Source organism: Martelella sp. (assembly GCF_984369615.1).
The window spans coordinates 1-11,975 of the sequence record NZ_CFHTCS010000115.1 but is presented as its reverse complement, the minus strand read 5'-3'; the positions used below and the strand labels follow the sequence as shown (position 1 = coordinate 11,975).

Genomic DNA, 11,975 nt, shown 5'->3' with positions numbered 1-11,975 from the left:
CTCCAGTCTCCTCGGTCCGCTCCGAATGGACAACCTCCTGAAAGCCCACATCTAGGTTGCGCAAGACGCCCTGTATCGAACAACGGAACATGGACGGAATATCCGTTGATCGAAAGCCCGCACAATGACTCAGCGCTCGGAATAATCCACCGCCTCTTCCCGTCCCTTGCCGTCAAACCCGTGCATCTTCAGCGCCCATTGCAGGCCGATGACGGCGCCCTTCATGGGCTGGATGAGGGCGAAGGCGGTAAGCGCCGTGAGCGGTACCCAGACGGCGAGATGCACCCAGTCGGGCGCGTCGAACAGTTCCGCGCCGGTCATATAGCCGCCGACCATGAAATGGCCGAGCACGAGGATGACGAGATAGGCGGGCAGGTCGTCGGCGCGGTGGTGGTGGATTTCCGTGCCGCAGTTCTCGCAGTGGTCCACGGTCTTCAGGTATTTGTAGAACAGCTTTCCCTTGCCGCAGGCGGGGCAGCGGCCCTTAAGGCCCGTCAGCATGGCGGGCGCGAGACGGCGCTCGTCGGCGGGCGTTTCGCCATAGCGGCGGTGATTGTCGTCGGCCTGTTCGGGCATGATGTCCTCCGTGAGGCCCGATTTATCCCGAAAGTCTGACGAAACGCAATGGTGCGGCGGTGACTGTGGCGCGGCATGGGCAATGCCATCGGATCGCCCCCCCCCTGAGGGGGAGATGCCCCGACAGGGGCAGAGGGGGGTGAGCCGATTGCAACACGGCCCTGTGCCAGAAGTTGGCTCCAATACCCCCCTCTGTCGCGTTCGCGACATCTCCCCCTCAAGGGGGGAGATTAGTGGGGGAGGCCGGTGCATACCGAACAGGTACAGCCGAGACTGTCCTTACCGCGCGGCGCAGACCGTGGCGTTGCCGTTGGTCCAGCAGCCGCCGCCCGTCAGGCGGCGCGACCGGCCGCCGTCTTTATGCGATAATTCTTGCAAAAGCCCGGATAAGGCGATCTCCCGGCCTACCGCCGGCCGCGTCCGCTCCGGCGTCCCGCGCCGCCGCCGCGCATCGGGCGTCCGCTCTTCGACTTGTGGAAGGAACGGGTGGGGGCGGGGAGCTTGCGGCCGGACGACAGCATCTCGAAGCGCAGCGCGCCTGCCAGCGGGATCGCCTCCACAAGCTGCACCTCGACAGTGTCGCCCAGCTGGTAGCCGAGGTTGGACCGCTCGCCGACCAGCGCCTGGCGCACCTCGTCATGCACATAATAATCGCCGCCGAGGGTGGAGACTGGCACAAAGCCGTCTGCGCCGTATTGGGGCAGGGCGATGAACAGGCCGGAGCGGGTGACGCCGGCAACGCGGCCATCGAAACTCTCGCCGATGCGGCCGGCCAGATGATGGGCGATCAGCCGGTCGACCGTCTCGCGCTCGGCCGCCATCGCGCGGCGTTCGAAGGTGGAGATCTCGGCGGCAATATCGTCGAGCTGCTCTTCCTCCTCGCGCTCCAGTCCGCCTTCGCCAAGGTACAGGGCGGCGACCAGCGCGCGGTGGACGATCAGGTCGGCATAGCGGCGGATCGGCGAGGTGAAATGCGCATATTTCATCAGGTTGAGGCCGAAATGCCCGCCATTTTCCGGCGAATAGACGGCCTGGCTCTGCGAACGCAGCACCATTTCGTTGATCAGGTCCTTCTGCGGCGACTGTTCGGCCTTCGACAGGATGCCGTTGAAGGAATTGGCCCTCAGATTGCCGCCCTTGGCCAGCGGAATGGAAAGCGTCGCCAGGAACTCGCGCAGGCTCTCCTGCTTGGAAAGGGAGGGCGCGTCATGGGTGCGGTAGATCAGCGCCTGGCGCTTCTTCTCCAGCGTCTCGGCAGCCGCCACATTCGCCTGGATCATCATTTCCTCGATGAGCTTGTGCGCATCGAGGCGCGGCGGCACCACCACCTTGTCCACCGTGCCGTCCTCCTTCAGCAGGATGCGGCGCTCGGGCATGTCGAGTTCCAGCGGCTGACGGCGGTCGCGCCCGCGCTTCATCGTCTCGTAGGCGGTCCAGAGCGGCTTCAGCACGGGTTCCAGCAACGGGCCGGTCTTGTCGTCGGTCGTCCCGTCGATCGCGGCCTGGGCTTGGCTGTAGGAAAGCTTCGCCGCGCTTTTCATCATGATGCGGTGGAAGGTGTGGGACGCCTTGCGGCCATCCTTCGAGAACACCATGCGCACGGCCATGGCCGGGCGATCCTCGCCCTCGCGCAGCGAGCAGAGGTCGTTCGATATCCGTTCGGGCAGCATCGGCACCACGCGGTCGGGGAAATAGACGGAATTGCCGCGCTTCAACGCCTCGCGGTCGAGCGCGGATTTGTGGCGCACATAGTAGGAAACGTCGGCGATCGCGACGGTGACGATGACGCCGCCCTCGTTTTCGGGCCGCGTGTCGGGCTCGGCATAAACCGCGTCGTCATGGTCCTTGGCATCCGCCGGGTCGATGGTCACAAGCGGCACGTCGCGCCAGTCCTCGCGGTTCTTCATCGTCGCGGGCGTTGCCGCATCCGCCTCGTCGATCACATCCTTGGGGAAGATATGCGGAATGCCGTGCGCATGGATGGCGATCATCGACACGGCTTTTTCCGAAGCCAGCGAGCCGACGATCGTCAGCACCTCGCCGCGCGGCAGGCCGTAGCGGCCCGAACGCCTGACATCGACCTCGACAAGGTCTCCGTCCTTCGCGCCGTTGAGCGCCATTTCGTCGATGGCGATCTCGTTGTCTCGCCGGTCGATCGGCATCAGCCGGGCCGAACCGTCGTCGAACATGCGGATGACGCCGAGCGCTGCGGCGCGGCGCTTGTCGATCACCTTGATGATGCGGGCGGTATAGGCCGGGCCGGTCTCGGACTTCGACGGAAAGATCTTGGCGACGACCCGGTCGTTGAGGCCAGCCGTCGGCACCTTGCGCTTGCCGTTCTTGCCGCCGCCGGACTGGCGGATGAGAACGGCGGGCGCTGCGCCTTCCTCCTCCGGCCACTCCGCCGGGCGGCCGATCAGCTCGCCGTCCTTGTCGCGGGTGGTGATGTCGAGCACGGTGACCGGCGGCAGCGCGCCGGGACGGACGAGGCTCTTGCGCTTCTTCTGCAGGAGCCCCTCGTCCTCAAGGTCGCGCAGAAGGTCCTTCAGCGCGACGCGGGCCGCGCCCTTGATGCCGAAGGCCTTGGCGATCTCGCGCTTGGACGCGCGGTCGGGATTGTCGGCGATGAACTTCAAGAGAACGTCGCGCGGCGGCACTTCGCCGTGCATGATTGCGTCGGGCTTTTCTGCGCCCGTGCCGGTCCTGGGTTTTGCGCTCAACTGTCGCTCTTTTCGGCCTCGGCCTCATCGGTCTTCTTCTTTCTCGAAGCCGATGCCTTCTTGGTTGCCGAAGCGGTTTTGGTGGTTGTCTTCTTTTCCGCCGTCTTCTTGGCCGGAGCCTTCTTCTTGGCGGGCTTTTTCGCGCCGGTCTTTTCCATGCGCGCTGTCAGCAGCGGAACGGCCTCTTCCATGGTTACCGATTGCGGGTCCTTGCCCTTGGGAAGCGTGGCGTTGATCTTGCCCCATTTGACATAGGGGCCGTAGCGGCCGTCATTGACGGTGACTTCCCCTCCGCCATCGGGATGTTCGCCGAGCGATTTCAGCGCGGCAGGAGCGGAGCGCCTGCGGCCGCCATTGGCGCGCTTGTCGGCGATGATCGAGACGGCGCGGTTGACGCCGACGGAGAAGACGTCGTCGATGCTTTCCACATTGGCATAGGTGCCGTCATGCAGCACGAAGGGGCCATAGCGACCGAGCCCGGCGGAAATCATCTTGCCGTCTTCCGGGTGCGGGCCGACATCGCGCGGCAGCGCGAGAAGCTGCAGCGCCTTTTCCAGGTCGATGTCTTCCGGCTTCCAGCCCTTCGGCAGCGAGGAGCGCTTGGCCTCCTTGCCTTCGCCGCGCTGGACGTAGGGGCCGAAACGGCCAGTTCTCAGCGTCACGGTTTCGCCGGTCTCCGGGTCTTCGCCGAGCACATTGGGTTCGTTCGGGTTGATGCCGTTGGCCTCGGCATCGGCATCCGCGCCGAGCTGGCGGGTGAAGTTGCATTCTGGATAGTTGGAGCAGCCGACGAAGGCGCCGTATTTGCCGAGCTTCAGCGACAGCTTGCCGGTGCCGCAGACCTGGCAGATGCGCGGATCGGAGCCGTCCTCGCGCTTGGGGAAGACAAGCGGCGCCAGCGCCTCGTTGAGCGCATCGAGCACATTGGTGACGCGCAGCTCCTTGGTGTCCTCGATCTGGGCGAAGAAATCCTTCCAGAAGTCGCGCAGGACCTGCTTCCACTCCAGCGAACCGTCGGAAATCCTGTCGAGCTTTTCTTCCAGATCCGCCGTGAAATCATATTCCACATAGCGGTTGAAGAAGTTCTCGAGGAAGGCCGTTACCAGCCTGCCCTTGGCCTCCGGCGTCAGCTTGCGGTTCTCGATGACGATGTATTCGCGGTCGCGCAGCGTCGCCAGCGTCGAGGCATAGGTCGAGGGGCGGCCGATGCCGAGCTCTTCCAGCTTCTTGATCAGCGAGGCTTCCGAATAGCGCGGCGGCGGCTCGGTGAAATGCTGGGTGGCGCGGATCTTTTCCTTGTCGACCTTCTCCTCGGCATTGATCTCCGGCAGGCGGCCGTCATCCTCATCCTCGTCGGAAGGCTGCTTCTCCTCGCGATTGTCGGCATAGGCCTTGAGGAAGCCGTCGAATTTCACCACCGTGCCGACCGCGCGCAGGCCCGCGCTCTCGCCGCCCTTAGCTGCGGTGATCTCGGCCGTGGTGCGTTCCATCTCGGCCGATGCCATCTGGCTGGCGATGCCGCGCTTCCAGACGAGGTCGTAGAGGCGGAACTGGTCGGCATCGAGATATTTCTTCACCGATTGCGGCGTACGGGTGAAATCGGTCGGGCGGATGGCCTCATGCGCTTCCTGCGCGTTCTTGGCCTTCACCGAATAGTGGCGCGCCTCGGCCGGCAGGTAGCGCTGGCCGAACTGATCGCCGATCGCGTCGCGCGCGCCGGCAATGGCTTCCGGGGCCATGGATACGCCGTCGGTACGCATATAGGTGATGAGACCGGCGGTTTCGCCGCCGATATCGACGCCTTCATAGAGCCGCTGCGCCACCTGCATCGTCCGCGATGCCGAAAAGCTGAGGCGCGACGAGGCCGCCTGCTGCAGCGTCGACGTGGTGAAGGGCGGGCCGGGATTGCGGCGCACGGGCTTCGCCTCGACGCTTGCCACCGAATAGGTCGCGCCTTCGAGCAACTCCTTGATGCGGCCGGCATGTTCGCCGTCCTTGATCGAATTCTTCTGGACGCGCTTACCGTCGGCCTGCACCAGCCGCGCCTCGAACGCATCGCCGCGCACGGTCTTCAGGTCGGCGACGATGTTCCAGTATTCTTCCGGGACAAAGCGTTCGATCTCGCTCTCGCGGTCGCAGACGAGACGCAGCGCCACGGATTGAACGCGGCCGGCCGAGCGGGCGCCCGGCAGCTTGCGCCAGAGCACCGGCGACAGGTTGAAGCCGACGAGATAATCGAGCGCGCGGCGGGCGAGATAGGCGTTGACCAGCGCTTCGTCGATGTCGCGCGGATTGGCCATGGCATCGAGCACGGCCTTCTTGGTGATAGCGTTGAAGACGACGCGCTTGACCGGCTTGTCCTTCAGCACCTTCTTCTTCTTCAAAAGGTCGAGCACATGCCAGGAGATCGCTTCGCCTTCCCTGTCCGGGTCGGTCGCCAGAATGAGGCCATCGGCATCCCTCACCGCGTCGGCGATATCCTTCACCCGCTTGGCCGACGCCGTGTCGACCTTCCAGGACATGGCGAAGTCCTCGTCCGGCAGCACAGACCCGTCCTTCGGCGGAAGGTCGCGGACATGGCCGAAAGACGCCAGAACCTTGTAGTCCTTGCCCAGATATTTGTTGATGGTCTTCGCCTTGGCGGGGGACTCTACAACGACTACGTCCATGTCTTCCGTCTCAATTCTGTCTGTGCCTTCTCGCGCGCATCTTCGGCTGCCTCCCCGGCGCGGTCAACAGAGCGGGAGAAGCCTGCGGGCCTCCGCCTGTCTTGCCAGCGCGTTTTGGAAGGCCGTCAGCGGGAGCGCGGTCGGCATTTTCCGTCAGCGTGTGCCGGGATGACGCTGGTGCGAAAAGGCGTGGCAGAAGTCCACGGTCCTGTCGTCGCAAGCGTTCTCTCAAGCTCGATCGGCACTGCCTTTACCGCGAAAACGGGGGGCAGTGCAAACCCGACCTTCGTGCCGGTTCCTTCGTGTGTCGAAATGGACAGGGTTTGGCGTCCGGTCAAGGGCCGTTGTGGATTTTCACGCAAATACAACCAATGACAACCGCAAGACAATACCTTTATCAATTGCAATCCCGCGCTGGAGCGGTATTGTTCAAAACAAGACGAAGTCATGGCGAGACAACGGCCAGGTAAGGCTTATGGGTGAATACATGCCAGCGAACATCTCCGGGAACGATAATGAAAGAAGACTGACGGAAGACGAAATTATATATATAAGGCAGATACTTGGCCAGCTGCGTCGCCTTTCTGACAAGGAAGGGACGGAAATTTTATGCTACCTGATCGACATGGCCTATCTTGAGGCGGGTGAAGTTCAGTCGCAACTGATCACGAATGTAAATAGGAAGTAGAAGTCTGATATTTAGTTTCAATTCAGGGTAGTTGTTGTGATACCTTTTTGATCGAAAATGAACAACCGATCACGCAAGAGATATCCGTCCGCCGGGGTGGCGGACCAGCCGGCCGGCGAGATCGAGTTCCAGAAGGATCAATTGAACGGTGGCCGCATTCACTCCCGTAAACCGGATCAGGTCGTCAATCTCGCAGGGGCTCGGGCCGAGCGCCTCGGCAACGCGCTGGCGATCGTTCTCGGCCGGTTCGGAGGGGGCCTCGCCCTCCGGCTCGGGCTCCTCTCCGGCGTTGCCGGTAAACGGCAGATCAAGGTTTGACAGCGGCGCGAGCGCCTCCAGCACATCCTCGGGCGAGCAGACGATCATCGCGCCCTGTTTGATCAGGCCATTGCTGCCCTGGGCGCGCGGATCGAGCGGCGAGCCGGGAACGGCGAGCACCAGCCGGCCGGCCTCGTTGGCCAGCCGCGCGGTGATCAGCGAGCCGGAGCGCATGGCGGCCTCGACGACGACGACGGCGAGCGCGGAACCCGCAATCAGCCTGTTGCGCCGGGGAAAATCCCGCGCGCGCGGCTCCCAGCCATAAGGCATTTCGCTGATGGCAACGCCACCCTCCCTGCAGATCCGGTGATAGAGCTCGGTGTTTTCCGGCGGATAGATCCGGTCAAGGCCGCCGGCAAGGGCGGCAAGCGTGCCGTGCTTCAGGCTTGCGTGGTGGGCGGCGGCGTCAATGCCGCGGGCAAGGCCCGAAGCCACCGTATAGCCCGCGCCGGCCGCCGCCGCCGCAATCATGGCCGCGAATTTCGCGCCGGCGACCGAGGCGTTTCGCGCACCGACAATGCCGAGCGTCGGCCGCGTCGCCGTCTCGCCGCTGCCGCACATGGCCAGAAGCGGCGGCGCGCCGTCGATCGCGCGCAAGGCGGGCGGATAGTCAGGTTCGCCGATGGCAACGAAGCGCCCGTTGTGGCGGGCAGCCGCCTCCATCTCGCGTTCGGCATCGGCAATGCTGGCAACGCGGATGCGCTTCATGGCGCCGCCGCGCTTTGCGAGTTCGGGCAGCATATCGAGCGCCTTTTCGGCGCTGCCGCAATGATTGATGAGTTCGCGAAAGGTCGCCGGGCCGACATTGTCGCTTCTGATCAGCCTGAGCCAGGCGATGCGCTGGCTCTCTGATAGCGAAATGCCGGAAGGGCTCAACGGGCGGCTTCCCTTTTATGGCACAGCGCCGAAGCGCCGCCTTGAGAAGCCAGCCTGTCCGTCACCCCTTGTCTCCGATCCTGCTTTCGCTGCCCGATATCAGGCGTTCGATATTGGCCTTGTGCCGCCACCAGGAAATGATCGTGAGGACGGCCATGACCAGTGAAGCCTGCGGTTGATCCATTATCCACAAGGCAACCGGCATGACAAGTGTTGCAACAAGCGCCGACAGCGAGGAATAGCGCGACAGCCGGGCGACCAGCAGCCAGACGAACGCGAAGATCAGGACGGCGGCGGGCGCGATGCCGAGCAGCACGCCGATATAGGTCGCCACACCCTTGCCGCCCTTGAAGCCGAGCCAGATCGGAAAGAGGTGGCCGATAAAGGCCGCCGCGCCGGCGACAAGTCCTGCGTCCGTGCCGTAAAGCTTTGCGCAGATGATGACGGCGAAGGTCGCCTTCAGCGCGTCGAGCAGCAGGGTGAGGGCCGCGAGATGCCGCTTGCCGGTGCGCAGGACATTGGTCGCGCCGATATTGCCGGAGCCCATCTTGCGGATGTCGCCGAGGCCCGCCATGCGGGTGATGAGATAGCCGAAGGGCAGGGACCCGAGAAGATAGCCGATCGCGATCACGATCAGCGCCTGAACCGGCGTCAGGTCGAAAGCGAATAATTCCCCCACGATGCGGTTCCTTTCCTAGCGCGCCTGATAGACACAGCAGCCGGCGACATAGGTCCTGACAGCGCGGCCGGAGAAGCGGGCATTCTCGAAGGTTGTGTTTTTCGACAGCGAGACGAGGCGGTCGGGCGTGACGATCCATGGCTCTTCCGGGTCGATCAGCGTGATATCGGCCCGCGCGCCGGGCCGAAGCGTACCGGCATCAAGGTCGAACACCTTTGCCGGCCGGGTCGACATTGCGTCGATCAGCCGCATCAGCGATATCTCGCCCGAATGATGCAGGCGAAGGGCGGCGGACAGCATGGTCTCGAGCCCGATCGCGCCGTCCTCGGCATCGGAAAACGGCAGGCGCTTGGTATCGACGTCCTGCGGATCATGCGAGGAGACGATGATGTCGATCAGGCCGTTCTTCAGCGCCTCGACCATCTGCAGCCTGTCTTCCTCGTGGCGCAGCGGCGGCGTCAGCTTGAAAAAGGTGCGGTATTCGCCGATATCGTTCTCGTTCAGCGTCAGATTGTTGATCGAGATGCCGCTGGAAACGAAGGCCCCGCGTTCTCGGGCGACGCGGATCGCCTCGACCGATTCGGGCACGGAGACGAGCGCTGCGTGATAGCGCGCGCCGGTCAGCGCGGCGAGCCTGAGGTCGCGCTCGAGCGGAATGATCTCGGCTTCGCGCGGTATGCCGGAAAGGCCGAGCCAGCTTGCGAACAATCCCTCGTTCATCACGCCGGTTTCGCTGAGATAGCGGTCGCGCGGCTCGAGCGAGACCACCGCGTCAAAGGCGCGGGCATAGGTCATCGCCCGGCGCAGAACGCGGTTGTCGGAGAGCGAGTAGCGGCCATTGGTGAAGGCCACCGCGCCCTCGCCCTTCAAGAGGCCCACTTCCGTCATCTCGAGACCGGCCAGACCCTTGGTCAGCGCCGCAGCAGGAAAGACGTTGACGACGGCGTTGTCGCGAGCGGTCTTCAGCACGAATTCCAGCAATGCGACATCATCGATCGGCGGATTTGTATCGGGCATCATCACGAAGGAGGTGATGCCGCCGGCAGCCGCCGCAAGGCTTGCCGAATGGATGGTTTCGGTGTGTTCGGCACCGGGTTCGCCGACGAAGACATGGGCATCGACAAGGCCCGGCGCGGCAACGAGGCCGGCGCAATCGACGATCTCGGCGCCTTCCGGCGCGCCCTGGTTGGCGGCATCGCGACCGGCGGCGACAATGCGGCCGTCCGCAACGATGATCGTGCCGGTCTCGTCAAGGTCGCGGGAAGGGTCGATGATGCGGGCCTTGTTCAGAACGAGCGGTTTCATGCGCGTGCTCCTTCATTTCCCGAAAGCATCAGCGTTTCCATCACGGCCATGCGCACGGCGACGCCCATTTCCACCTGTTTCTCGATCACGCTTTGCGGACCGTCGGCGACGTCGGTGGCGATTTCCACGCCCCGGTTCATCGGTCCGGGATGCATCACCAGCGCGTCTTCCCTGGCGGCCTTCAGTTTTTCCGCATCGAGCCCCCAGAAGCGGAAATATTCGCGGATCGAGGGCACGAAGGCGCCGGACATGCGTTCGCGCTGCAATCTCAGCATCATCACCACGTCGGCGTCCTTCAGTCCGTCTTCCATATTGTCGAAGACCTCGACGCTCATGTCGCGGATGCCTGCGGGCAGAAGCGTTGCCGGGCCGACGACGCGCACCCGCGCGCCCATCGTGTTCAGAAGGATGATGTTGGAGCGGGCGACGCGCGAATGCAGGATATCGCCGCAGATGGCGACGACGATATTGTCGAGCCGGCCCTTGGCCTGACGGATGGTGAGCGCGTCGAGCAGGGCCTGGGTCGGGTGCTCATGCGCGCCGTCGCCGGCATTGATGACCGAGCAGGCGACCTTTTGCGAAAGAAGCGCTGCAGCGCCCGCCGAGGCATGGCGGATCACCAGCACATCCGGGTGCATGGCGTTCAGCGTCATCGCCGTGTCGATCAGCGTTTCGCCTTTTTTCACCGATGAATTGCCGACCGACATGTTCATCACGTCGGCGCCCAGCCGCTTGCCGGCCAGTTCGAAGGAGGCCTGCGTTCGGGTCGAGGCCTCGAAGAACAGGTTGATCTGGGTGAGCCCGCGCAGAACGCTGTTTTTCTTCTCGCGGGAACGGTTGAACGCTATGGCCTCTTCGGCCTTGTCGAGAAGCGTGCCGATATCAATGGGCGACAGGCCCTTGATGCCGATCAGGTGGCGGTGGGGAAAGAAGACCATGAAGCTTTCCTCCATATGAGGCCGTGCGGTCTATCGCTTGAAGTCCTGGCGTCTATAATGGCTCACCGGCCCGGCTGCAAGCTTTGACAGATTATATCGAACCGTGCCAACTCTGCGATCTGTCTTCAAAAAGAAGTGCGTAAACGGCGATGCCCGACAATGATGTTTTCAGGACGTTGAACCAGCCAAAACCGTGGAGCGGGTACAACGCCTTTCATTCCGACCCGCTTCTCGGCGACCTGACGCGCAACCTGGCGCGACCGCTGCGCGAAGAGTTCGACACGATCGGGCGCTATGTGACCTCGCCGGAAGCGCAGGAACTGGCGCAGATGGCCAATACCAGCCTGCCGCAACTGAAGACCCACGGTCCCGCCGGCGAACGGCTGGACACGGTCGCCTTCCATCCGGCCTGGCACGCGCTTCTGCGCCGCTCCATGTCGTCGGGGCTGCATTCCTCGCTCTGGGAACCGCCGCGCGATGCCGATTCGAAATCGAAGGCGCACAAGCTGAGGGCCGTCCGCCTGTTCCTGACGGCACAGCTTGAATGCGGGCATCTGGAGCCCTTGTCCGCCACTTCCGCCTCGCTTGCGGTTCTGGCGGCGACGCCGCAATTGCGCGCGGAATGGGCCCCGAAAATCCTGTCGCGCAAATATGATTCGACCAACCGTCCGCAGGCGCAGAAAACGGCGGCGACCGTCGGGCTGGCGATCACCGAGAAGCAGGCCGGCAGCGACACGCGCGCGCTGACCACAAAGGCCGCGCGCGTCAGCGAGGGCGTCTACCGGTTGTCGGGCCACAAGTGGTTCGTCTCCGCGCCGATGAGCGATGCTTTCATCATGCTTGCCGATGTCGACGGCAAGCCGGGCTGCTTTCTGGTTCCGCGCCTGCTGGACGAGGGGCGCACCAACGCCCTGCGCTATCAGCGGCTGAAGGACAAGCTCGGGCTGCGCTCGAATGCCGCCGCCGAGATCGAGTTTTCCGATGCCTTCGGTTTTCTGCTCGGCGCGCCGGATACCGGCTTGAGAACCATTCTCGACATGCTGACCCTGATGCGGCTCGACAGCGCCGTGATGGCCTCGGGTCTGATGCGCGCCGCCCTTGCCGAGGCGACCCATGCCGCGCGCGGCCGCAGCGTCCATGGCAAGGCTCTGGTGAGCCAGCCGCTGATGATGCGGGTGCTCGCCGATCTGGCGCTCGATGTGGCCG

General features: G+C 63.9%; 9 protein-coding genes. 2 read left to right on the top strand and 7 right to left on the bottom strand.

The window, feature by feature from the left end; all coding sequences use genetic code 11:
- Positions 1-129: 129 nt before the first annotated feature.
- From AC5DC2_RS11195 to topA, 3 genes are all read right to left on the bottom strand, one after another.
- The gene (locus AC5DC2_RS11195) at positions 130-576 is read right to left on the bottom strand and encodes a DUF983 domain-containing protein (RefSeq protein ID WP_491698527.1); all 447 of its coding nucleotides are present in this window, start codon (positions 574-576) and stop codon (positions 130-132) included.
- Positions 577-980: 404 nt separating this feature from the next.
- Positions 981-3,245 carry a ribonuclease R gene (gene rnr / locus AC5DC2_RS11190; protein WP_491698528.1) on the bottom strand — a complete coding sequence of 755 codons (2,265 nt, stop codon included), beginning with the start codon at positions 3,243-3,245 and terminating at the stop codon, positions 981-983.
- 47 nt (positions 3,246-3,292) lie between these two features.
- Positions 3,293-5,965 (bottom strand): type I DNA topoisomerase, encoded by a 2,673-nt coding sequence (topA, locus tag AC5DC2_RS11185; protein ID WP_491698526.1) that lies wholly within the window; start codon positions 5,963-5,965, stop codon positions 3,293-3,295.
- Positions 5,966-6,311: 346 nt separating this feature from the next.
- Between topA and AC5DC2_RS11180 the strand changes: the two genes are divergently transcribed.
- Positions 6,312-6,653, top strand: coding sequence for a hypothetical protein (locus AC5DC2_RS11180; protein WP_491698525.1), 342 nt, complete (start codon positions 6,312-6,314; stop codon positions 6,651-6,653).
- Positions 6,654-6,722: 69 nt separating this feature from the next.
- Here AC5DC2_RS11180 and dprA read toward each other — a convergent pair whose 3' ends face one another.
- The 4 genes from dprA to AC5DC2_RS11160 form a co-directional block, all read right to left on the bottom strand.
- Positions 6,723-7,847, bottom strand: a complete 1,125-nt coding sequence (dprA, locus tag AC5DC2_RS11175; RefSeq protein WP_024708369.1) for a DNA-processing protein DprA — start codon at positions 7,845-7,847, stop codon at positions 6,723-6,725.
- Positions 7,848-7,908: 61 nt separating this feature from the next.
- Positions 7,909-8,526, bottom strand: a complete 618-nt coding sequence (plsY, locus tag AC5DC2_RS11170) for a glycerol-3-phosphate 1-O-acyltransferase PlsY (protein ID WP_024708370.1) — start codon at positions 8,524-8,526, stop codon at positions 7,909-7,911.
- Between the two features lie 15 nt (positions 8,527-8,541).
- Positions 8,542-9,831, bottom strand: coding sequence for a dihydroorotase (locus AC5DC2_RS11165; protein ID WP_491698524.1), 1,290 nt, complete (start codon positions 9,829-9,831; stop codon positions 8,542-8,544).
- On the bottom strand, positions 9,828-10,769 hold the full coding sequence (locus AC5DC2_RS11160; RefSeq protein WP_024708372.1) for an aspartate carbamoyltransferase catalytic subunit: 942 nt from the start codon (positions 10,767-10,769) through the stop codon (positions 9,828-9,830). The genes AC5DC2_RS11165 and AC5DC2_RS11160 overlap by 4 nt, the downstream gene beginning before the upstream one ends.
- A gap of 149 nt (positions 10,770-10,918) precedes the next feature.
- Here AC5DC2_RS11160 and AC5DC2_RS11155 point away from each other — a divergent pair.
- Positions 10,919-11,975 (top strand): acyl-CoA dehydrogenase family protein (locus tag AC5DC2_RS11155; RefSeq protein WP_491698523.1); only part of this gene is annotated, 1,057 nt, incomplete at its 3' end.